This is a genomic window from Capnocytophaga sputigena, from assembly GCF_002302495.1.
In the GTDB taxonomy this organism is placed as follows: domain Bacteria; phylum Bacteroidota; class Bacteroidia; order Flavobacteriales; family Flavobacteriaceae; genus Capnocytophaga; species Capnocytophaga sputigena.
Window position 1 is genome coordinate 1,257,542 of record NZ_CP022379.1, and the last position, 24,533, is coordinate 1,282,074.

The window sequence follows — 24,533 nt, forward strand, 5'->3', positions numbered from 1 at the left end:
TATTTACAACCAACTCATATTAATTATCGTAGAAATTCTGATACTTCAGAGTCTTTCCTCTCAACAAAAACCGACAATAAAAACACCTCTTACCTAAAAAATGAAAATCCTTAGCTCTCAACAACTACGTGATGCCGATGCCCAAACCCTCACTGCCCAAAATATCTCCTCTTGGCAACTGATGGAACGCGCTGCTACAAAACTTTTTGATTGGATAAAACAACACTGCTCTAAAAAAGAAACTTTTACCATATTAGCCGGCACAGGTAACAATGGTGGCGACGGACTTGCCTTAGCGCGTATGCTCTCTGTTGATGGTTGGCACGTAACTACTTATTTATTGCGCTTTAGCGACCACCTCTCCCCCGATTGCCAGCAAAACAAAACACTCTTAGAAGAACAAGGTATTACCATAACCGAAATACAAGCCGAACAAGTCTCTCAAATCTCCTTTGCAAAGGTAGTAATTGATGCTGTTTTTGGCATTGGGCTCTCACGTCCAGCCCCTATTTGGCTACAGCAAATTTTTCAACAACTCAACGATTCCAATAGCTATATTATAAGTGTAGATATGCCTTCAGGGCTCCCTACCGACCGCATTCCTTCACCCGAGGAAATTTGGGTGCACCCTCACCAGCTGCTCACCTTCCAAACCCCTAAACTCCCCTTCTTGCTACCTTCCACAGGAAAGTATATCCCTCATTGGGAAGTGCTTGATATAGGTTTAGATACCCACTTCTTAAACACCCTGCAACCCGATTACTACTACCTCGAACCCGATATACTGCAATTGCAACGAAAACGACCAAAATTCTCACACAAAGGTACTTACGGTCACGCTTTGCTCGTAGGTGGTAGTTATGGCAAGATGGGCGCAGTAGTACTCAGTGGTACAGCTGCATTGCGCACAGGAGTGGGGCTGCTCACTGTGGCTATCCCCGAATGTGGCTATACAATATTACAAACTGCCCTGCCCGAGGCAATGGTGCTCACCTGCGACGAGGCAAAACATTACAAGGCTATGGAAATTCCTTTTGCACCCTCGGCTATAGGTGTAGGCGTAGGTTGGGGCACTCACCCCGATACGGCTAACGCACTGTTCAGTCTGTTGCAACAATACCCCGATACGCCTTTTGTCCTCGATGCCGATGCCCTAAACATTCTCGCTCAACACCCCGAAAAAGTAACTTTGTTACCCAAAAATGCAATCCTCACTCCTCATCCTAAAGAGTTAGAACGACTCATAGGCAAATGGGACGACGACCTGCACAAACTTGCCAAAGCTAAAGATTTTGCCAAAGAGCACAAAGTACTCCTCCTTATCAAAGGAGCTCACACAATGATTACCAATGGCGAGCATTATTGGGTGAATAGCACCGGAAATGCTGGAATGGCAACAGCAGGCAGTGGCGATGTGCTCACCGGTATGATCACCAGCTTGCTCGCTCAGGGCTATAGCGCTATAGAAGCCGCTTGTTTAGGAGTTTACCTCCACGGACTACGAGGTGATGAAGCTGCTAAAAAACAAGGAATGTCACGCCTCATCGCAAGAGATTTATGCTAAATTTTTCATTGCCAAATCAACTAATTAACAAATTATTCTTACTTTTGCCTCCACAACCTATTACCTATAACCTATAACCTGTCACCTAATTTATGCCTACATACAAAAAAATATTCGAAAACAACCGCGAATGGGTAAAACGCCGCAAAGAAGGCGACCCTCATTTCTTTGAAAAACTCGCTGAAGACCAAACCCCCGATTATCTCTACATCGGCTGCTCCGATAGCCGTGTAGCCACCGAAGAACTAATGGGTGTCGGTCCCGGCAAAGTATTCGTACACCGCAATATCGCCAATGTGGTAAACACCCTTGATATGAGTTCTACCGCTGTTATTCAATACGCCGTATCACACTTGCAGGTAAAACACATCATCGTATGTGGTCACTACGATTGCGGAGGCGTGAAAGCCGCTATGCAAGCTAAGGACTACGGCTTGCTAAACCCTTGGTTGCGAACCATCCGTGATGTATATCGCTTACATCATGCCGAACTCGATGCCATTACCGATATCGACCAGCGTCACCGCCGTTTGGTAGAACTCAACGTCGAAGAACAATGCCTTAATGTAACCAAAATGGCTGTCGTGCAAGAAAGTTATATAAAAAACAAATTCCCTGCTGTTCACGGTTGGGTATTCGATATAAAATCGGGTAATCTCATAGACCTCAATCTCGATTTCGAAGGATTCCTTCACAAAATCCAAAAAATCTACGACCTTACAGGTGAAGAATGGTACACCCTAATTAAAAAATAACAAATTTGCTAATTTGCTAATTAATTTATATTTTTGTGCCGTATAACAACCTAAAATATTTTTTTTATTATGTCTTACTTATTTTACATCCTAATCTTTTTTGCATTAGTATTTTTGCTCTCTACTTTCTTTACAGTGCGCCAACAAACCGCCGTATCAATAGAGCGTTTCGGTAAATTTGAAAGCATTCGCCATTCGGGTTTACAAATGAAAATACCTATTATCGATAAAGTAGCGGCACGCATCAGCCTTAAAATCCAGCAGTTGGATGTGATTGTAGAAACCAAAACATTAGACGATGTATTCGTGAAAATCAAAGTATCGGTGCAATTCGTCGTTATCAAAGAAAAGGTATACGATGCCATCTATAAGCTGGAATACCCTCACGATCAGATTACCAGCTATGTGTTCGACGTGGTTCGTGCCGAAGTACCTAAAATGAAGTTGGACGATGTATTCGTGAAGAAAGACGACATCGCTATCGCCGTTAAACGCGAAGTTCAAGAGTCTATGGAAACTTATGGTTACGACATCATCAAAACTTTGGTTACCGATATCGACCCCGATGCTCAAGTAAAAGCAGCGATGAACCGCATCAACGCCGCCGAACGCGAAAAAGTAGCCGCTCAATATGAAGGTGATGCACAACGTATCCTCATCGTCGAAAAAGCTAAAGCTGAAGCCGAAAGCAAACGCCTCCAAGGTCAAGGTATCGCCGACCAGCGTCGTGAAATAGCACGCGGGTTGGTAGAAAGCGTTGATGTTCTCCAAAAAGTAGGCGTTAGCTCACAAGAAGCCTCTGCTCTTATTGTCGTTACACAACATTATGACACCCTCCAAGCTGTCGGTCAGCAAACTAAAAGCAACCTCATTTTGTTGCCTAACTCACCCGAAGCAGGTACTGAAATGCTCAACAATATGATTACTTCTTTCACCGCTTCAGCTCAAATAACCGAGAGTTTGAAGAAAAAATCTGAATAATCAAAAAAATTATATGCTTCATAAATAGAAAAGTCCCTTTCTCATAAAGAAAAGGACTTTTCCTTTTTAATGTCAGTTGCGCCCCTACAGAGGCTGTCCAAAAAGTCTCAAAATCGCTTTTGCATCACTACACTTTGCCAAAGTTGACTAGTCTGATTATCAATAATTTTTGAAGTATGTTATGTACGGGCGTTTTGCAAACGCCCACATGAATAAAACTTTTCAGACACCTTCTTTTTGTTATACCCACCACCACTCCCACCTATAATTTTTCCTAAAAAAATTTGCACAATTCAAATATTAGTACTACTTTTGCCGCGTCTTGTAAAAAAGGACTGGTCTCATAGCTCAGTCGGTTAGAGCATCTGACTCATAATCAGAGGGTCGTTGGTTCGAGCCCAACTGGGACCACAAAAAAGCCTTGAAAGTGATTGCACTTCCAAGGCTTTTTCAATTAACATTTAATAATTGATTGTTTAACGTCAATTCAACACATAAGCCACTGAAATCCATAAACACTTATACTTTAAATATCTGTTTCTAAGAACGACGCAACTCCCAAAAAATCTATTAAAAATGTTAGTTTACTTTCCTTCCTTCTTTATGAGTTTTCTCCTTAGGCTCTTTAGCAAACAACTGCTCTAATACCAATATCCCTACAACTGAACCAAAGGCAATAGGAAGATTTTCAGAAATAGAATCCTCATTGAAATAAGTTTCCTTAGAATAGGAAAAAAATATATCCAACAAAAAATACATCACTATAGCAAGTGAAACAAGAATGGTTAGCGGACAAGTCTTCATAGTGTGAAAAATTAATAAAATGTTAATGTTTTTTGAATTTATCCTTTTAAAAATGTTATACTCCTCTTTATAAGTTTATTATCCTCTGATAACACTTGAGTAGTAAATTTCTTATATTTCGTTATTTTTCTAAATCACGCAGCAAAAGTACAAAATAATTAACAAAACGCAAACAATATTTAACATTTTTTTACCACGTTAAATGAAACCCTTTATTAAAAAGATTTAAAATAAGTATCTCACGTCTTTTGAAATAAAGCTTTTTCGCCAATTGGCACTTTTTTTGATATAAGTTTTCTTCAGTAAATAAAATCTTTTTTATGAACCTCATTATCGATCAGGGGAATACTGCTGTAAAAGTAGCGCTTTTCAAAAAGCAAGAACTTGTATTCTTTAATACTTACAGCACCGAAGATTTTCAGCAACAATTGCTGAAAGAAATCGATTTTAATGAGGTACAAGAAGTTATTATAGCCTCAGTGGTAACAGGTGCCGAAACTCGTTTCAGCTTTTTAAAAAAACATACTCCCCACGTGGTTTTCGCTTCAAGCACAATGCCTTTGCCTTTTCTAAATAAATATGCTACTCCTCAAACCTTAGGTGTTGACCGTTTGGCTTTAATCGCTGGAGCAATACGGCTTTTTCCTAATCGCAATACACTGGTAATCAGCGCAGGTACTTGCATCACTTTTGATGTGGTTACCCAAAGAAAAGAATACCTCGGCGGTGCTATTGCCCCAGGAATTGCTATGCGACTAAAAGCAATGCATCAATTTACCTCCAAACTACCACTTTTAGAACAACAAGATTTTGATACCGAACAGTTTATAGGCAATACTACCGAGAGTTGTATGCTTTCAGGGGTCTATAACAATGTAGTGCGAGAAATAGAAGGTGTCATATCACAATACGATGAAAAATTTGCCGATTTAGCGGTAATACTCACCGGAGGTAATCAAAAATATTTGCAAGAAAGAATAAAAAAACCGATATTTGCCAGCTCATTTGTGTTGCTCGAAGGGCTGAATAGTATTTTAGAATACCAAAAAGAAATGCAACACTCTATAAATGGACAGTTTAAACAATATGATGAATAGAAAGTTAATCACTCTTATTATCGCCTTATTTACAACTACTTACGTTGCTTTTTCACAAAAAACAACCGAGTCTCCCTATTCGTTTTACGGCGTAGGCGAACGCAATTTTAGTGGAATAGCCGAAGAAAGTGCAATGGGCGGTTTGGGTATTTATGCCGATAGTACTCGGGTGAATATTCAAAATCCTGCGGCTCTTTCTCAGCTAAAATTTACCGCTTTTTCCGCTGGCTTTACAATGCAACGTAAAAATATTGTTACAAATAACACAAAACTCAACACCCAATCTTCCTCTTTCAATTATTTTGCACTCGGTTTTCCCATAATCGAAAAATTAGGAGTATCATTTGGGTTGGTGCCTTATTCTTCTGTAGGCTACAAAATCAAAAACACCAAAGCCAACCGCGTATATCAGTACGAAGGTAGCGGGAACGTGAATCAGTTCTTTTTATCAACTGGTTATCAAATCTATGGAGGGCTTAGTTTAGGTGCTTCTTTCCGCTATCATTTCGGAACAATTGATATGACCGACCTCTATCAGCAGAACAACATCGAGTTCTACACTCAAGAGTTCAGCAAATCACGCCTCTCTGGAGGAGCTTTCAATATCGGTTTGTATTACGAGGAAACGCTAAAACACCGTTTGCGCCTATACACTTCATTAGTATACACGCCACAAAGCACCCTTTCATCTGAGAATCAACGCAATATCTCTACCCTCAGCTATGTAGCCTCCTCACGAAGCGGAGCTCAGCTTACGGTTCGCGAAACCAGAACTCTTGATTTAGATGCTACCGGACTCAAAAATACCAAACTTACCTTGCCTTCACAAATAGAAGTGGGCATAGGTTTAGGTGAACACCAAAAATGGTTCGCAGGTTTAGAATATACCTATATTAATAATAGTAAATTTTCAAATCCCTTCCTCACCACTACCGATGTAAATTACAAAGATAGCTACAAACTCGCAGCAGGAGGTTTTTGGATTCCTAACTACCATTCGTTCTCAAGTTACTGGCACAGAGTTACCTACCGAGCAGGTTTCCGCTACGAGAACACTGGAATTGTACTCAACGGACAAAACATCAATTATTTTGGCACGTCTTTTGGACTAAGTCTTCCCGTAAAAGGTTTTTCAAATATTACCCTCGTGGGTGAATATGGCAAACGTGGTACTACCACAGCCAATTTGATAAAAGAAAATGAGTTTAACCTAAGAATAGGATTCACTTTAAACGACAAGTGGTTCCAACGAACAAAGTATCAATAAAAACAAACAAGAATGAGAAGAAGAATTTTATTAGCTACAATGGTTGCAGGTTTTTTCTTTGCAACTCAAGCCGAGGCTCAGAACTGCAATACTCCTGAGCTCACTCAGAAACTTTCGATATTTAGCGAGTACGCTAAAGCGAAAAACTACAAAGAAGCGTATCCTATTTGGAAAGAAGTATATACTCAATGCCCTACCCTTCACTATGCTACCTTTGCTTATGGCGAACGCATCTTGCAGGACAAAATCAGAACTAGCAATGGTGCTGAAAAAACACAATTTGTAAAAGAATTGTTGCAAATGTACACTGATTACAACAAGCACTTTGCATCACGTTTCAATGCTACCGAAATGCGCATCCGTCAAGCTCTTTTGATGTTCGACGAAAATGCTGGCTCTGAACAAGAAATCTATGACCTCTTGCACAAAGCATTTACTGAGGGCAAAAACGATTTCAAAAACGAAAAAGCCTTATACTTGTATTTCTCTGAATTGGTAGCCTTACACGAAAAAGGACAAAAAGAACTACAAGAAGTGTTTGATGCCTACGATAACATTTCAGATAAAATCCAAGATGAGAAAAACGAACTTTCTGAAGTTATCAACAAGTACTTAGCTCAAGAAGAAGCTGGAACTATCAGTGAGAAAGACAAAAAATTGCTCGAGGCTAACCGCAAACGCGTAGACAACTACGAAACTATTGCCGAAAGTATCGATGCTAAATTAGGTCAGCTTGCCGATTGTAACAACCTCATCCCTCTTTACACTAAGAACTATGAGGCTAACAAAACTAACGAAGAATGGTTGCGCCGTGCCGCTGGTAAAATGTCCGATAAAGATTGTACTAAAGACCCTCTTTTCGTGAAGATAGTAACTTCATTGCACCAAGTAAAACCATCAGCAAACTCTGCTTACTATTTAGGGGTAATGAATGACAAATCTGGTAACTCTGCTAAAGCTATGCAGTACTACAACGAGGCGGTAAATCTTGAGACCGACAACTTTAAGAAGTCTAAACTCCTTATCCGTATCGCTTCTAAACACAGCAAAGCAAGTGCCGTTGCCTATGCACAAAAAGCGCTTACTTACAACCCTTCAAACTCTGATGCTTATCGTATTATGGCTCACGCCTATGCAAGTTCAGCTAACGAATGCGGTAGCACTTCATTTGAAAAAAGAGCTGTATACTGGTTAGCTGCCAAAACTGCTCGCAAAGGTGGTTTGGAAAGTTTAGCAGCTCGTTACGATGCTTTAGCTCCGTCTAAAGTAGATGTGTTCGAATCTGGATTAGCAGGGAAAACCGTTACCCTCAAATGCTGGATAGGACAATCAGTAGTAGTGCCACGTTTGTAATGCTATATGAAAATAAGTTTTTTTAATATCGTAAAAAGTATTGCCGTACTATCAGGTATGGCAATGCTTTTTTCGTGTAACAACGATATGCGTAACCTGCAACAACTCAGCATCCAAAAAAAATTCCCCCAAGGTGAAGCCTATAACTTCAAACTCGTATATACCGATTCTACTAAGGTGGTAGCCGTTGTTACAAGCCCTCTCAACAAAGATTATACGAACCAACGAATGCCTTATTCTGAGTTCCCTGAAGGTGTGAAAGTAGAATTCTACGACCAAGCCCGACATAAAAATACTGTTGAAGCTCAATATGGAATCATCTACCCCTCTTCCGATATTGTAGAACTGCGCAACAATGTAGTACTTACTACCTACGACGGCAAACGTCTAAAAACCGAACAACTCTTTTGGGATCAAAAAGAAGATTGGATATTTACCGATAAAGAATTTAGTTTTACCGATGAAGCCAAAGGCACCATCACCAATGGTATAGGTATGGATTTCGATAAGAAATTCTCTACCGTTAAAGCCCATAAAACCACTGGTATTTTGGCTATCGAGGACAAAGATGAATAATTATGAACGCACGTATCTTTTTTGAATATGCCTATTTGGCTATCGCTTTCTATTGTGCCTACCAAGTGTATGCCTTATATAATACCCCCGATCGCACTCAGTGGTATATATACATAGCTTTTACTCTCGGCGCATTGGCTATGTTTTGGTTCAGACGCAATACCCGACTTAAAAACCGCAAACGATAATGACTATAGTTAATATTATTGGATATGCTGCTTCACTCTTTATAGTGCTCAGCTTCCTTATTAAGGATAACCTTTTGTACATACGCCTTACCAACTTGGTGGGGTGTGCTCTTTTTGTAATTTATGGATACTTTATCCATAGTATTCCCGTAATTCTGCCCAACGCCTTTTTGGTAGTCGTGCAAATTGTTTTTATTTGGAGAGAATTAAACAAGAAAAAATAATTACATCACAAATCTTATTTTATGAAAAGAATAACACTTTTCCTTTTAGGAACCTTTTTTTCCCTTTCAGCTCTTGCTCAAAACCGCAAACTCTCAGTAGCCGAATCGGTGTTTTATGCCGTGCAAGATCCCTCTAATCCAATGGGATACCGCTATCTATTCCCCGAAACTCTCGAGAGCCTCCGTTGGTTCAAAGATAGTGATGTCTATCTTTATGCTAAAGACGGAAACTATCTTATTTTCAACCCAAAAGGGGAGCAAGTAGGAAGTATAAACGCTGAACAACTAAACGGCGATATCTTGCTGATTGACAAAAATGAAATCGTAACCAAATCCGAAAATACCTTCTACCGCTATAACAGTGATGGCAAGCAGGTTTTGGCAACGATTGCTCTTCCTAAGGGTAGTGAAAATGCTGAATACGACCCTCAAGCGAAAGTAGTGGCTTATACACTCAATAACAATTTGTACTTCGCTAACAACGAAAGTGATAAAAAAGCGATTACCTCATTTACCGATACCAATATAGTAGCCGGAAAAGCAATTCACCGCAATGAATTTGGTATCAACAAAGGAATTTTCTTCTCTCCTAAAGGCAACTATGTCGCTTTCTATCAAAAAGATGAAAGCAAAGTCGCCGATTATCCTTTAGTAGATATCACCACTACCCCTGCAACACTCAAATCTATAAAATATCCAATGGCAGGACAACCCAGTGAACAGGCTGCCGTAGGGATTTACGACTTCCAAAACCAAAAGGTGCTGTACTTAGATATTGATACCACCGATGAACACTTCCTCACAAACTTAGCTTGGAGTCCCGATGAGCGTTATATTTTGTTAGCCGAAGTTAATCGCGCTCAAAACCACTTCGCTCTCAACCGCTATGATGCTCGTACTGGTAAAAAAGTAAATACCATTTTTGAAGAACGCAATGCCAAATGGGTTGAACCCGAAAAACCTGCCGTTTTCTTGCCTAATAAAACTGATGAATTCTTGTGGCTGAGCGAACGCAACGGTTTTACCAATGTATATCACTACAATACTAATGGCAAACTCATCAAGCAAATCACTAATTTCCAATGGGTAGTGCAAGATATTTTAGGTTTCGATGCACAAGGCAAATATATGTTTATCACAGGTACTGGTGCCGACCCTCGTGAGCAACACGCCTTCAAAATAGAACTCAAAAACCCTAAAAAAATAACTGCTCTCACTCGCGAAGCAGGCTCTCATAATGTACAGCTAAGCCATAGCGGTAACTATCTGTTAGACAGCTATAGCAGCATTACAATCCCTCAACGTACCGACCTCATTGCTACCGATAAAGGCAGCCAACAACGTTTGTTCACCGCCAAAAATCCATTGGAAGGTATAGCTGTAGGAACTACTGAGTTTGTTACTCTAAAAGCTGATGACGGCACGCCTCTTTACGGCAAGTTGCACAAACCTACTACTTTAGACCCTAACAAAAAATACCCTATACTCATTTATGTATATGGAGGTCCTCACGCTCAACAAGTGAAAAACGAATGGTTAGCCGATACTTATTTGTGGTTACATTCATTTGTAGAAAACGAACAATATATCGTCTTTACTTTGGACAATCGCGGTAGTGAAAACCGAGGATTTGCTTTTGAGAGTGTTATCCACCGCCATTTAGGAGAAACTGAAATAAAAGACCAACTCAAAGGGGTGGATTACATCAAGAACTTGCCCTATGTCGATGGAAATCGTATAGCTGTACACGGTTGGAGCTTCGGAGGATTTATGGCTTCAAGCCTGCTCACCCGCCACCCCGAAGTGTTTACCACTGCTGTAGCTGGAGGGGCTGTAACCGATTGGAAATACTATGAGGTAATGTATGGCGAACGCTATATGGATACCCCAAAAGAAAACCCCGAAGGTTATGAAAACAGCCGAGTAGGTAAATACCTCGATAACCTCAATCGTCCGTTGTTGTTCATTCACGGTAGTATAGACGATGTAGTTGTCCCTCAACACCTGATGACTATCACCCGCGATGCTATCAAGAAAAATAAATTTATAGATACTTTCATCTACCCTATGCACGGACACGGAGTGAGAGGCAGTGACCATATTCACCTCACTCAACAAATCATAGATTACATCAAAACAAATAACTTGTAACTATCCGTTCTATGAAAAAATACTTAATCGCCTGTTTAGGCAATATAGGTGCTGAATATGCAAATACACGCCATAATATCGGTTTTATGGTGGCTGATACCTTAGCTAAAACACACAATGTTACCTTCAGCACTCAAAAATTAGGCGACCTGACAGAAATAAAAGTAAAAGGACGTACCTTTATATTGCTGAAACCTTCTACTTATATGAATCTCAGCGGCAAAGCGGTGCGCTATTGGATGGAAAAAGAGAATATTCCATTAGAAAACCTCTTGGTAATTACCGATGATTTGAATATTCCGTTTGGCACTATCCGCATCAAAGGCAAAGGAAGTGATGGTGGTCACAACGGACTTAAAGATATTCAAGCCCAACTCAATACCCAGCAATACGCGCGTTTGCGTTTTGGGATTAGCAGTAATTTTGAGTCAGGCAAGCAAATAGACTATGTACTTGGCGAGTGGACTCCCGAAGAGCAAAACCTCCTCCCCGAACGTTTAGAAAAATGCGCTGAAGCCGTAATTTCTTTTGGCTTAGCAGGGCTTAATATCACAATGAACACCTTTAATAATAAATAGGAATTAGAAATTTGAATTTAGGAATTTGAATTTAGGAAATAGGAAGCACAACCCCTGACCCCTGATCCCTGAAACCTGAAACCTGCCCCCTGAAATCTAACAAACTATGTACACACATCACATTCTCCTCGTTCTGCACCTCATTGCTGCCACCATTTGGGTAGGCGGACACTTAGTATTGGCTATCGGCTATTTGCCAAAAGCCCTCAAGCATAAGGATTTCAGCTATATAGGCAATTTTGAAAAGACTTACGAGCCTATCGGTATGCCCTCTTTAGCCGTGTTAATCATCACGGGTATCCTAATGGCTTACGACTACAATGCTGGTTTCAGCTCTTGGTTCTCATTCGCTACCCCTATTGAGCGCGTGGTATCACTGAAACTCACTTTTTTGCTCACCACTGTATGTTTTGCTATTTCGGCACAAACAAGGGTATTGCCAAAACTTCGCAAAGGTCAGCTCAACAAGTTACCCGAAATGGCAGTGCATATCATCTGTGTAACCCTTATTGGGGTACTAATGGTAATACTCGGCAGTTTAGTAAGAATAGGGGGATTACAATAAGTAAATATTCTTAGTTATGGGACTTATCTTTTGGTTTCTTTTTTTAATAGTAATAGCTTTTACAGTATTATTTGTAGTTCCTCCTATTTGGATTTTCAAAACTCCTACACAACGCTATTTTGACAAAAAGAAAGCTCCCAAAACGCTTATTAATCCTGAAAGAGAGGCTTATCGAGTAACTCTCAAATCTGTATTACCTAAACTCATTTTTTTAGGCACAAGAACTATTGGCATTATTTGGGGTATATTTTGGGTGATATTCCCCCTTCCTCATTTTGAGGACTTATTAGAACCTTACACTTTAATAGGATATGTTTTTATACTTCTCCCTCTTCCTATCTTTTTAGTTTATTATACTCTTTCATATCTTGCTCAACGTGATTTAAAATCTCGTACTATTTTATTAGATGAAATGAGCGATAGAGATTTCAAAACTTTACGTGCTACAGAACCTCTTTTAAAAGAAAAACAAAAGTATTTACCACCTTTTATCTTTTGTAAAAGGCGTGTTTACTTGTTCTCTGGTATTCAAACATTCAGTGTTGCCATAAGTAATCTCAAAAGAATAAAGGTTTTTTACAACGCCAGAAATGATATATACGGATTATATATAAGATGTAGTATTACAGCAGTAGCTCTTACTAAAGAACAATTGATATTTCTGCTAAGAGAAATTAGATTGCGTTCACCTAAAGGTTTTGAGAGTATGACAATAGACAAATGGGGAAGTATTCTATCAAATATAACAATTTCGTGAGGCAACATCTTCTTATTCCTCTACCACACCTTCTCTCTTCTTTTTTTAAACCTGTACTTGCTTATTTGTATTAAAATATGTAATATTGCCTCTGCTAATTATATATAAAAATATTTTAACCAACTGAAAAACAGGCAATAATATCCACCTATATATTTCCTTTACTTTAAGATAATTTTATAACGTATAGATTTTGATAAATAAACGAAAAGAAATGATAACAACCTTATTGATGTAACTTCCTACCTTTGCCCCATCGAAATTAAACATTTTCCATATAACTAAAATGCCAAAATTATGGATAGATTACATTCATACAAAACCAAACTACTGATGCTCGTATGGCTCTTGGGGCTTTGTGCAGGAATACAGTCGCTATCCGCACAAACAATCAGAGGAAAAGTAGTTGATGAAGACAATATGCCTCTAATGGGGGCTACTATCTTGGAAGTAGGTACCAAAAACGGGGTAAGCTCCGATTTCGATGGCAACTTCCAGCTGACCCTAAAAAACGGTGGTGCTACCTTAGATATATCCTATATAGGATATAAAAGCACTAAAGTGCAAACACAAAACCGCAACAACATCACCGTAAAACTCTTGCCCGAAACCACCGAACTAAAAGAAGTGGTGGTGGTGGGGTATGGTACCCAAAAGAAGGAAACCGTAACAGGTGCTATTTCTTCTGTCAAAGGAAATAAACTCGTAGAAAATGCAGTTGCCAATGTCTCCAATGCGCTGGTTGGGCGTATGCCAGGGATTACCTCCACTCAGTCCAGCGGTGAGCCTGGTAGAAATGCTACCACCATTCGTATTCGCGGGGTGAGTACCTTCAATGCAAGTAGCCAAGAACCTTTGGTAGTAGTAGATGGTATCCAAAGCTCTATGAATGCCGTAAATGCGATGGATCCTTACGAAATTGAAAGTATTAACTTATTGAAAGACGCTTCGGCTACAGCTGTCTACGGCGTGAAAGGCGCTAACGGGGTGGTGGTAGTAACTACCAAAAGAGGTCGCTCTGGCGCTCCTAAAGTGAGTCTTACTTATAACTTTGGTATGAGTCAGTTGGCTACTCAGTTAGATTTACTCAATTCTTATGATTATGCGCGCTTCCGCAACGAAGCTATTCGCAATGACAACGACCCTAGTAACTTCGATAAGCTGTTCAGTGAAAGCGGTTTTCACAACGAGCTCTGGAAGTTCAAGAACAATCGCGACTATACACCTCAAGAGGTGGAAGCGATGAACCTCACTCCTGAACAAAAACAAGCCCTGCTAAATAGCCCAGCGTTATATTACACCAGTCATAACTATTTCAAAGAGGCTTTTGGCGGGGTATCTCCTCAAACGCAATTTAACCTAAACGTATCAGGGGGAAGTGAGAAAACGCGTTATTTTACTTCTTTGGGCTATTTCTATCAAGGAGGTACTTTCAAAGAAACTAACTACCACAACGCCGATGTAAACTCTAAATACCAGCGTTACAACTTCCGCTCTAACTTCGATTTTGAACTTACCGATCGCACCAACCTCACCCTCGACCTCGCTGCTGTATCTTCAAAGGTAGGAGGTATTTTAGGTAGTGAGCAAGACGGCGATGTAAACAGCGAAACAGCCCGCAAAAAGTCGATGTTAGTGCATATCTTGGCTAATACGCCTTTTGCAGGTCCTGGTATTGTAGATGGACGTTTAATCGATGGATATGTAGATGGTGTAAATCCTTTAGTAGGCAAAGGAGGTACAGGTTATTCCGTATTGTCCAGTTTGCTCTGGCGACCTTACCTTACTACCTATCAAACGGACTTAAACCTAAACTTAAAACTGAAACACAAACTCGATTATATCACTCAGGGGCTTTCTATTTCGGGTACTTTTTCTTACAACGATTTGTATAGAAAAGGGGTTAAAAGAGAACGCTCTATCCCTTCGTATAGCGTAACTCGCAACCCTAAAAACCCTGCTGAACTACTCTTCTTTGGCGGCAGACTCAAACACACTACCCTTACCGACCGCTTTAAGTCAAGCAAGTGGCGTCGCCTCTATTTTGAAGTAGCTACGAACTACGACCGCTCTTTCGGAAAACACAATATCACTGCCTTACTTTTGGCTAACGGACAAAAAACGTATGACCCTGGTTTTGAGTTCAACGTGCCTGCTGGTATTATGGGGCTTGCCGGTAGGGTTACTTATGATTACGACCGCCGTTACCTTATTGAAGGTAATATGGGGTATAATGGTACCGAAAATTTCGCTCCTGGCAAACGCTTCGGGTTCTTCCCTGCCTTCTCATTGGGTTGGGTAGTTACTAACGAAAAATTCTTCCCTAAAAACAATATTGTTACTTACTTAAAGCTCAGAGGTTCTTATGGCGAAGTAGGGAATGACCAAGTAGGTGGTCGCCGTTTTCTATACTTGCCTAGTACTTGGGGCTACGGCTATGAAGGTTACCACAACGATGGCTATGGTGCAGGAGGTTACTATTTCGGTAGTAGTGATGGTACTACCAAAGACCCTTTCTATACCGGTGCTTGGGAAACGCGTGTAGGGAACCCCAATGTTACTTGGGAACGCGCCAAAAAGAGCAATGCAGGTATCGACCTGAATATGTTTAAAGATAGGCTTACCATCAATGCCGATGTATTCCAAGAAAAACGCGATAACATCTTGTGGAACAGAGGTACAGTGCCTGGTATTGTAGGTTCTGACCTTCCTGCGAGCAATATAGGTAAAGTAACCAATAAAGGTTATGAAGTACAAGTGCACTGGGGCGACAAGATAGGCGATTTCACTTATGGCATCGGGGGGAATGTATCCTATGCCAAAAACAAAATAGACTACCGCGATGAGCCTAACAATCCTTATCCTTGGATGAATGAAACGGGCTATGCTATCGGGCAGTATAGAGGTTATCTCACCAATGGCTTCTACAATACTTGGCAAGAGGTAATGCAACGCCCTTATTCGCGTTTTGATGGCAATAAAGTGCAACCTGGTGACCTCCGCTATGTAGATGTGAATGGCGATGGCGTTATCGACGAGAAAGACCGCGTGCCTATTGGTTATGCGAACTTCCCTCGCTATACTTTTGGGGCAAACCTCAATGTAGGCTACAAAGGATTTGAAATATCAGTGCTATTCACTGGTACGGCTCAAGGTTCTATGCCTTTGGATTTCTATACCCGCAACCCTTTCTATATGGGTACAGGGGCTGCTTTCCAACATCAGTACGACGGACGTTGGACTCCTGAGAAAGCTCAAAATGGCATTACCCCTACTTTCCCACGTGCTTCTATGCGCACTGGCGACAATATCAACGGATTGTTTAGCGACTTCTGGTTGCTCTCTACCGACCATATCAAACTGAAAAACATAGAAGTAAGTTATCTCTTGCAAAAGAAAATGTGGTTAGAAAAAACGGGTATCTCATCGGTGAAACTATCGGTGAGCGGTAACAACCTCTATACGTGGTCTAAAATGCACGATGGTTACGACCCCGAACAACAAGATTCTAACGGCGCTGCCTCTGGATATCTCTACCCTATGACCCGCACTTATAGCGTAGGGCTCAACGTTCAATTTTAAAAAATACAACCAATGAAAAAGCTCATTTATACCACCTTAATCCTCGTCTTTTTCTCACAAGTATTTTCTTGTAAGTTAGAAGACCACTTCCTCGAAAAGAGTTTAGGAAGCGATGTGAATGTCGATTCTATCTTTTCGAGCAAACAGAAATCTCTCTCGGCTATTGCCCAAGCCTACGCGATGAGCCTGCAATCGGGTATTACCTTGCGTTACGACAATGGGCGCATTAGCGGGCTGAAAGCAGGTACACTCTCTCACCTATCAGGAGAAGTGAACGATGTGAAATTCAGTTGGGAAGACACCTATAAAATTCAACGTTCTGGAATGGTAGCCAGCGACTCCGATGGCAAAGCGCTTAGCTCCGATGGTTTTGTGTTCAACTATCAATCTATCCGTCAGTGCTATTTGGTGATTGAAAATATCGATAAAGTCCCCGATCTTACTGAGGTACAAAAGAAAAGTATCAAAGCCGAAATGTACACCCTCATCGCCTACCGATATGAGGAGATGTTTAAACGTTACGGCGGGGTACCTATTATAGAGGGTACTCTTTCAGTAGATTCCGAGCTGAATATCCCTCGCGCTACCTTGCGCGCTACCTTAAACCATATTATTGCCCTTTGCAACAAAGCTATTCCCGACCTGCCCGATAGCTACAACGCTTCGGAAAAAGGACGTGTAACCAAAGGTATCCCAATGTGTATCAAAGCCGAAGCATTGATGTATGCCGCACGTCCGCTATTCAATAGCAATACGCCTTATATGAGTTTGGGAGGTAATAACAACCTGATTTGTTTTGGCACACACGATGCTTCGTTGTGGCAACAAGCCATAGAGGCAAATGAGCAAGTGATACGCTGGGCAACTGCCAATGGTTACCAAATCATCAATACGGGCAACCCCTTAGCCGATTACGGTACAGCAGTAGCAACCTCTAACAACCGAGAAGTACTCCTCGCCTTTAAATCACAAAGCTTTATAGAGGCTTATAACCCTCACAGCCAACCAGGAGGAGCAAATTCTATGAGTTACTTGCAGCTTACTCAATACTACAAAACTGATGGTACCGACCAAACGTGGACGGGTGAAAACTGGGAAAGCTACGCAACTTATGTGAACAAATGCAATGAGTTAGAAGCACGCTTTAAAGCCTCAGCAGCAATTGCAGGACAACAAGCGTGGAACAACCCGAGCTCGCATTATTGGTCAAGTGAGAGTTTGGCAAATGCTTCTACTTGGGAAAAGAGAGCGGGCAGTGAAGGCGCAGGACGCCGTGTAAAATTCTTCTATATGGCTGATACCCGCGATTGGTTTGAATTCCCTTTGTACCGTTTAGCTGAGTTCTATTTGAATCTCGCCGAAGCCTATAACGAAGCAGGCAATCCTGCTCAGGCTTTGCAAAACCTAAACGTTATCCGCTCGCGTGCAGGGCTACCCAATGTTACTGAAACAGGACAAGATGCTTTGCGCAAAATTGTACAAAGAGAGTGGGCGGTAGAGTTCTACGAAGAGAATCACCGTTACTTTGATGTAAAACACTGGAAACTCACCGATATCGCCAATGGTATCATTGGAGGGGCAAAGAAAGGAGTAGTTTTTGAGTACGCCCCAGGGAAATCGGAAGGGTGGAACGCTTGGGATTACGCTTCTTATGCTGTGAAACCTGTCTATACAGGATATTGGGATAACAGTCAGTATTTAGAGCCTTTCCCTCAATCGGAAGTGAACAAAGGCTATTTGATACAGAACCCTGGTTATTGATATAAACAAAAGAAATTCACCATAAGGTGAAAATTCGTGAGATTATACAATATAAAGGAATTTCATACTGAATACAATTCGTGTAAATTCGTGAGATTCGTGGAAAGCAAAAAAATATCCTAAACTCACGTATAATAAAAACAACTGAAATGAAATATAAACATAACATATTATTTTGTGGCCTTGTGGGCTGTATGCTTTGGGCAGGTGCTGTGCAGGCACAAAGCCCTCTGAACATACCCGAAGAATTGTCTACGCTTTCTACCTCATCAGTAAAAGGAGAACAACTCTTGAAAATGCCCACAACTAACTTTACCAACAGTTTGTTTGGGGTGCTACCTGGGCTCACTGTATTGCAAGGCGGAGGAATGGACAATGCCAGCCTAAATATCCGTGGGTTGGGTTCGTACAACTACCCTTCGGTTACTTATTTTATCGATGGTTACCAAAGTGATTTTATACTGCTATCACCTTCCGAAATTGAGTCGATTACGGTTTTGAAAGATGCGGCTGCCTTAGCGCCGTTTGGTATGAAAGGCGCACACGGCATCGTGTGGATTACCACCAAGCGCGGTGCAGAAGGCAAGCCTGTGGTAGGGGTAGATTTCCAAACAGGCGTGCAAATGCCTACGGTACTGAGCAAACCGCTATCGGCTACCGAGTATGCCCAGCTATACAACGAGGCTTACAGTAACGATGCAGGGGCTTGGACGAGCTTTTACAATATTCCTAACGATGTGAAATACAACACCGATTGGTACGACAAAGTGCTCAAAAAATCGGCTTTGTTTGATAGGCAGGATGTGAGCATACGCGGAGGCTCGGCTACTACCAAGTATTTTGTGCTATTAGGGCACGCCGGCAACAGTGGTTTGTACGCCTCTAAGAACGACGATTCACATTCTAGCGGAAGGTTTGACCAATATCTCGTAAAGGCAAATTTAGACTTCAGTATGCTCAAAATATTTGAAGGAAATGTAAATATCAACGGGCGTATAGAAGACCGTAAATCGCCTAATTACAACGAGTATAAGCTCTGGCAAAACTTGGCGAGCTACCCTAATATCATTTATCCGGCGCAAAACCCTAATGGGTCTTTCCCTGGTACAGCTATCCACCCCGATAACCCTTATGCTTCTATCCGAGCCTTAGGTATCAAGCAACTACACGATCGCACTTTAGGGGCTAATTTCAACCTAAAAGAGAAATTAGACTTCATCACCCCTGGGCTGTACATACAACAAGGTGTATCGCTCAGTTCGTGGACACGAGGCACACGCATTGTAAGTAGAGATTACACTCGTATGTTCAATGGGGTAGCACAAACCACCCATCGCGATAGCAACTACAAAGTAGACGACGACTGGGGTACCAACCAATGGAACCGTTTGCAGTTGCTGTTGGGGGCAGGTTATGCCCGTGAATTTGGGCAAAACACTTTCCAAACAGCGGTAAACTACCTTCAATACGTTTATAATATAGACGACAATCTCAACGGCAAAGCAGGCTTGAACAACAACTACGCTTATCAGAACATTGGCGGACGTGTGTTCTACGATTGGAACAAACGCGTATCGGCTGAATTTGGTTTTGCCTTCGGTGGATCAGATAACTACAAGAAAGGCAATCAGTTTGGTTTTTATCACGCCCTTTCAGCAGCCTATCAGGTTTTCAATGAGCAACACCCTTCGGCGAATACCAATATCAATCGGTTAAAATTGCGCGCTTCAGTAGGTAGTACCGGTAATGATGTGTACAACGAAGGTCGCTACTTATACGAACGCTATTACGGTTCTTACGGAGGAGGTGGTTTTGCCACAGGAAACGACGACCCTTCTTGGCATAGTGCTATCGGACTAAAATATGTGCCTAATGAGCGTATATTTGCCGAAAAAGCCTATAAGTACAACATAGGCGTGGAAGCTAAATTCTTTAACAAATGGGACGTGATGATAGATGCTTTCCTCAACAAACACGAAGGTATTATCACCCCCGATTACAGCATTTCAAGTATCTTTGGGGCTACCCCTCCCTATAAAAATATAGGAAAGGTAACTAACCGAGGTTTTGAAGTGAGTACGCTTTACAGCAATGCAGCTGGAAAACTCACTTATAGTATAGGTGCTAATGCTTCGTATGCTAAAAACAAAATTGACTATATGGCTGAGTACGATGCTACTAGCGAGAGTTCAGCACAAACAGGTCGACCTATCGGCACGCGCTTTGGCTATGAAGCTGCTGGTTTTTACGACATCAACGATTTTGACAGCAATGGCAACCTGCTACCTTCACTCCCTAAACCTTCCTTTGGAAACGTTGCCCCTGGTGATGTGAAATACCGCGACCTAAATGGCGACAACCGTATAGACCCTGCCGATAAAACTGAAATAGGCAAAAGTTACCTCCCTACACTCACTTATGCTGGTACACTCAACCTTGGTTATGAAGGGTTTGACCTTGGCGTGCTCGTACAAGGCGTACAAGGCAGAGAGGTGAATTTATTAGACGATGCACGCCAAAAAACAGTTGCTTTCGAGAACAACGGCAATGTGTATGCTATCGCCAAAAACCGCTGGGCTTACTATCCTGCACAAGGGATTGATACCCGTAGCAGCGCCCAATACCCACGTTTGTCGTTATTGAGCAACAACAATAACACCCAGCCTTCCACCTTGTGGATAAAGAAAGCTAATTACCTAAGAGTACGCTACATAGAGTTAGGTTACAGCATTCCTAAACGAATGCTCGACGAGATAGGCGTTAGCAAATTGCGCATTTACGTAAATGCCGCCAATCCGTTTACTTTCTCATCACTGCTTACCGATTACGACTTAGACCCCGAAGTGCTATCGGGTTACCCTGCCCTCAAATCGGTTACTATGGGGGTGTCTTTAAAGTTTTAAACAAATGAACTACCGAAAATATATCGCTATGTTAAAGAGTAATAAACCGAGCAGAACAATCTTTGCAGTGAGCTGCATTGCGCTGATGAGTACACTCATCGGGTGTAATGTGTTAGACACCAAAGAAGATATTTACGATACCGATGAGCAGATAAAAACCAATTACCAAGTGTTGTACGACTTTGGTTATGCTGCCTATACGCGTTTGCAAAACCGCTTTGATGCCATCGATGGCAATCTGTTTGCGGCAGTGAGCGACGAGGCTGAATATACGCTTTCGCCTTCAAACACTCAAGTTTTTAACGAAGGAAGCTGGAATAGCACCAACAACCCCGATAATACGTATGCTTACAACTACGAAGGTATACAAGCGGCTACTTATTTCTTGGAAAAATTCCCTAACTATGCTTCTTTCTTAAAGCAGAACCGCAACCTTATCACTCAAAACGACATCAACAACTACAATCGCGATGTAAAGAGTATACGGGCTTTGCGCTTTGAAAACCGCGTGTTGCGCGCTTATTTCTATTTCGAACTACTGAAACGCTATGGAGGTGTGCCTCTTGTAAAAACAACGCTTTCCGCCGATAGTAACACGCATTTGCCTCGCAACACAGTGGACGAGGTAGTGAACTATATCGTGAGTGAAATCGATGCTTCCAAAGATAGCTTGATTACGAATTGGGGAAGAGATTTTGATATTGGCTTAGATGGGCGCATTACCAAAGGCGCTGCCTTAGCCCTCAAATCCAGAGTGTTGCTCTATGCGGCAAGTCCGCTGTACAACCCCACCAACGATGTGAACAAGTGGAAAGCAGCTGCCGAGGCTGCCAATGAGCTCCTCAGCTTAAATCTTTACAGCCTCGACAATAGTTACCGCGATTTGTTTCTCGGCGACAGAAGCGCGAAAAGCTCTGAAACGATTTTTGCTATTCGCCAAAGCGCCACCAATGATTTGGAAAGAAAAAACTACCCTATTGGCAGTGCCGGAGGCAACAGCGGCATCACGCCTTCGCATAATTTGGTAAGTGCTTATGAGTACAAAGGTGCCCCCGACCCTAATGATATATACGCCAATCGCGACCCCCGACTCGGCTATACAATAGTAACCAACAACAGCCAATGGAACGGACGCATGATAGAAATATACGCAGGTGGCGCTGACAACTACAACGCCAAAAACGCTTCTCGCACGGGCTACTACCTCAAAAAGTTTTTGAACGACAATCTCGATTTAGTACAAGACGAGAAAAGACTCCGCTCTTGGATAGTGTTCCGCTTGGCTGAAATTTACCTCAACTATGCCGAGGCGATGAACGAAGCCTACGGACCCGATGCTAACAATGGTTATGCACTCACTGCCAAAGAGGCTATCAATTTGGTGAGAGGCAGAACGGGTGTGGAAATGCCTGCGATTACTACAGCATCAAAAGAGGAGTTCAGAGAAAAAGTAAAACACGAACGCCGTATAGAACTCGCCTTTGAAGAACACCGCTATTGGGATTTGCGCCGTTGGAAAGAGGCTGCTATCGTGCTCAATGAGCCACTTACGGGAGTACAAGCTACCAAAAACGGCAATCATTTTAGCTATCAAGTAAAAGAAGTAGAAAAGCGCACTTTTACCCAAAAGATGTATTACTACCCTATCCCTCATAGTGAAATCAATAAATCCAACGGAATTGTAAAACAAAACCCAGGTTGGTAATAACAAATGACGAGTGACGAATGACGAAATACGTCAATTTAAAAAAATAACTGAATAACAAACCTCATCGCTTTTGCGGATTCCCTCCCCCTCCCTTTGGGGGAGGGGGAGAAGGAGGGGGTGAGGACAGACAATCTCTTATATATGAAAACAAAAAACATTACATTATTGCTACTCCTATTCGTAGCCTTCATCGCTTGTAAAAAAGACGATGTTTTCGAAGACCCCGGCATTACTACCCTTTATATGCCGCAAGCCTCCTTAAACAACGGAGGTAATGAATACAATGTGCCTTTCGGCGGAAACTCCGAGAACTACACTTTCAACGAGACTACCAAAAAATTGAAAATAGTATTGGGCGTGAAAAATTCAGGTCTCTCTACCGATGGCTTTGCTGTAAAAGTAAAAGTAGATGCACAAGCTACTAATGCTTATGTAGAAAAGTACAAAAACGATGAGAAAAAACCGGCTGTTGTACTGCCCGAAGGTTCTTACACTCTGCCTGAAAGCGCTACCATCCCTTCTGGTAAAAATGAAGAGTCTTTCTACTTAGAAGTGGATATGCAAAAAATCCTTACCGCACACCCCGATTATTACAAAAATCGCATCGCTTTGGCTGTTAGCATCTATGGGAACGAGAAAATTCTCGCCTCTAAAGCAACTACCATAGTAGTGATTGATGGTGCAAAATTCTTGCCTACTCCTCCTGAGCCTCCTAAACCTACCTTGGAAACTTTGCTCAAAAAAGATGCTTGGAAGGTAGTAAAACAAGGTATCGACGGCAAAATCACTGCCGATGCTAAGATTAATATCGTTGAGGGTAATATACATTACTCTTCTGGCAAAGTGGGCGGTAAGTTCAACCACGTGATTTACCAACCGGTAAATGTAGAAAAAGGACAAACTTACACTTACGATATGCACGTGGAAATCAAAGGTCAAGCGTGGGGTTGGATACAAGCGTATGTGAGTGAACACGAACCTGAAGAAGGCAAAGATTTTGGCGACGGCAAGGTATTAGAACTCCAAAATAACATCACCTCGCCTATGAGTGGCTCATTTGCGGAACTTTCAGCTATCCAAGACCAAAAAACCTATACCGCTGGTAAAACTGGTAAGATCTATTTTGTAATAAAAATAGGTAGCTGGGATAATAATTTCGAGGATTTAGCCCTCTCTGATATCGTATTCAAAAAAGATAACAGTCCTAAGCCTCCTAAACCTGCTGTAGAAACCCGCATCAAGAAAGACGCTTGGAAAATACTGTTGCAAGGCATCAATGGAGGTCTTTCAGAAAAAGCCGATATCACCTTTACCAATGGTAATATTCATTATACCTCAGGTACCGAAGGCAAGAAGTTCAACCACGTGATCTATCAACCTATTGAAGTAAGCGGAGGAGAAACTTATACTTACGATATGACACTCACCGCCAAAGGCAAAGCGTGGGGCTGGATACAAGTGTATATAAGTCAGTGGGAACCTGAAGAAGGTAAAGACTTCAACGATGGCAAAGTGTTTGACCTTTCGGGAGAAATCAAAACTCCTAAAAGCGGATTGATGTCGGAATTAGCTTCAGGTGAAAAGACTTATACCGCTACAAAAAGTGGTAAGTTATTCTTTGTGATAAAAATAGGTAGCTGGGATAACAATTACGAAGACTTAACTTTTTCAGATATTTTTATCAAAAAAGCACCTTAATAATCTTATATTCTTGGATTA

19 protein-coding genes and 1 tRNA gene are annotated in these 24,533 nt (G+C 41.5%); 19 read left to right on the forward strand and 1 reads right to left on the reverse strand.

Features of this window, described 5'->3' with window-relative positions; all coding sequences use genetic code 11:
* The first annotated feature begins 100 nt into the window (after positions 1 to 100).
* The 4 genes from CGC57_RS05475 (at position 101) to CGC57_RS05490 (ending at position 3,711) form a co-directional block, all read left to right on the forward strand.
* The gene (locus tag CGC57_RS05475) at positions 101 to 1,564 is read left to right on the forward strand and encodes an NAD(P)H-hydrate dehydratase (RefSeq protein WP_095898299.1); all 1,464 of its coding nucleotides are present in this window, start codon (positions 101 to 103) and stop codon (positions 1,562 to 1,564) included.
* A gap of 92 nt (positions 1,565 to 1,656) precedes the next feature.
* Positions 1,657 to 2,319: a carbonic anhydrase gene (locus CGC57_RS05480; RefSeq protein WP_002678508.1), complete on the forward strand. Its 663-nt coding sequence runs from the start codon at positions 1,657 to 1,659 to the stop codon at positions 2,317 to 2,319.
* 69 nt (positions 2,320 to 2,388) lie between these two features.
* A complete protein-coding gene (locus CGC57_RS05485; RefSeq protein WP_002678543.1) occupies positions 2,389 to 3,300 on the forward strand; it encodes an SPFH domain-containing protein in 912 nt (303 codons plus the stop codon).
* Positions 3,301 to 3,637: 337 nt separating this feature from the next.
* A tRNA-Ile gene (locus CGC57_RS05490) sits at positions 3,638 to 3,711 on the forward strand.
* Positions 3,712 to 3,879: 168 nt separating this feature from the next.
* Here the strand turns inward: CGC57_RS05490 and CGC57_RS05495 are convergent.
* Entirely contained in the window at positions 3,880 to 4,104 is a 225-nt protein-coding gene (locus CGC57_RS05495) for a hypothetical protein (RefSeq protein WP_146741537.1), read from the reverse strand.
* 320 nt (positions 4,105 to 4,424) lie between these two features.
* Between CGC57_RS05495 and CGC57_RS05500 the strand changes: the two genes are divergently transcribed.
* The 15 genes from CGC57_RS05500 to CGC57_RS05570 all read left to right on the forward strand — a co-directional run bounded on the left by CGC57_RS05500 (position 4,425) and on the right by CGC57_RS05570 (position 24,512).
* Entirely contained in the window at positions 4,425 to 5,201 is a 777-nt protein-coding gene (locus CGC57_RS05500) for a type III pantothenate kinase (protein WP_095898300.1), read from the forward strand.
* Positions 5,194 to 6,468, forward strand: coding sequence for a BamG family beta-barrel-assembly machinery protein (bamG, locus tag CGC57_RS05505; protein WP_095899467.1), 1,275 nt, complete (start codon positions 5,194 to 5,196; stop codon positions 6,466 to 6,468). Before CGC57_RS05500 ends, bamG begins: the two co-directional genes overlap by 8 nt.
* A 12-nt stretch (positions 6,469 to 6,480) precedes the next feature.
* On the forward strand, positions 6,481 to 7,821 hold the full coding sequence (locus CGC57_RS05510) for a hypothetical protein (protein WP_095898301.1): 1,341 nt from the start codon (positions 6,481 to 6,483) through the stop codon (positions 7,819 to 7,821).
* Positions 7,822 to 7,827: 6 nt separating this feature from the next.
* A complete protein-coding gene (gene lptC / locus CGC57_RS05515; protein ID WP_002678398.1) occupies positions 7,828 to 8,397 on the forward strand; it encodes an LPS export ABC transporter periplasmic protein LptC in 570 nt (189 codons plus the stop codon).
* A 2-nt stretch (positions 8,398 to 8,399) separates the two neighbouring features.
* The gene (locus CGC57_RS05520) at positions 8,400 to 8,585 is read left to right on the forward strand and encodes a hypothetical protein (protein WP_002678359.1); all 186 of its coding nucleotides are present in this window, start codon (positions 8,400 to 8,402) and stop codon (positions 8,583 to 8,585) included.
* A gap of 5 nt (positions 8,586 to 8,590) precedes the next feature.
* Positions 8,591 to 8,809, forward strand: coding sequence for a uroporphyrinogen decarboxylase (locus CGC57_RS05525; protein WP_081450860.1), 219 nt, complete (start codon positions 8,591 to 8,593; stop codon positions 8,807 to 8,809).
* A 21-nt stretch (positions 8,810 to 8,830) separates the two neighbouring features.
* Positions 8,831 to 10,960, forward strand: a complete 2,130-nt coding sequence (locus tag CGC57_RS05530; protein ID WP_095898302.1) for a S9 family peptidase — start codon at positions 8,831 to 8,833, stop codon at positions 10,958 to 10,960.
* Between the two features lie 11 nt (positions 10,961 to 10,971).
* Positions 10,972 to 11,538: an aminoacyl-tRNA hydrolase gene (gene pth / locus CGC57_RS05535; protein WP_095898303.1), complete on the forward strand. Its 567-nt coding sequence runs from the start codon at positions 10,972 to 10,974 to the stop codon at positions 11,536 to 11,538.
* 106 nt (positions 11,539 to 11,644) lie between these two features.
* Positions 11,645 to 12,103: a CopD family protein gene (locus CGC57_RS05540; RefSeq protein WP_095898304.1), complete on the forward strand. Its 459-nt coding sequence runs from the start codon at positions 11,645 to 11,647 to the stop codon at positions 12,101 to 12,103.
* Between the two features lie 16 nt (positions 12,104 to 12,119).
* A complete protein-coding gene (locus tag CGC57_RS05545; RefSeq protein WP_095898305.1) occupies positions 12,120 to 12,860 on the forward strand; it encodes a hypothetical protein in 741 nt (246 codons plus the stop codon).
* Positions 12,861 to 13,157: 297 nt separating this feature from the next.
* Positions 13,158 to 16,442, forward strand: coding sequence for a SusC/RagA family TonB-linked outer membrane protein (locus CGC57_RS05550; protein ID WP_095898306.1), 3,285 nt, complete (start codon positions 13,158 to 13,160; stop codon positions 16,440 to 16,442).
* Positions 16,443 to 16,454: 12 nt separating this feature from the next.
* A complete protein-coding gene (locus CGC57_RS05555) occupies positions 16,455 to 18,203 on the forward strand; it encodes a RagB/SusD family nutrient uptake outer membrane protein (RefSeq protein ID WP_095898307.1) in 1,749 nt (582 codons plus the stop codon).
* A 149-nt stretch (positions 18,204 to 18,352) separates the two neighbouring features.
* Positions 18,353 to 21,106 carry a SusC/RagA family TonB-linked outer membrane protein gene (locus CGC57_RS05560; RefSeq protein WP_095898308.1) on the forward strand — a complete coding sequence of 918 codons (2,754 nt, stop codon included), beginning with the start codon at positions 18,353 to 18,355 and terminating at the stop codon, positions 21,104 to 21,106.
* 4 nt (positions 21,107 to 21,110) lie between these two features.
* Positions 21,111 to 22,811, forward strand: a complete 1,701-nt coding sequence (locus tag CGC57_RS05565; RefSeq protein WP_095898309.1) for a RagB/SusD family nutrient uptake outer membrane protein — start codon at positions 21,111 to 21,113, stop codon at positions 22,809 to 22,811.
* A 144-nt stretch (positions 22,812 to 22,955) separates the two neighbouring features.
* Positions 22,956 to 24,512: a DUF1735 domain-containing protein gene (locus CGC57_RS05570; protein WP_095898310.1), complete on the forward strand. Its 1,557-nt coding sequence runs from the start codon at positions 22,956 to 22,958 to the stop codon at positions 24,510 to 24,512.
* The last annotated feature ends 21 nt before the right edge of the window (positions 24,513 to 24,533 follow it).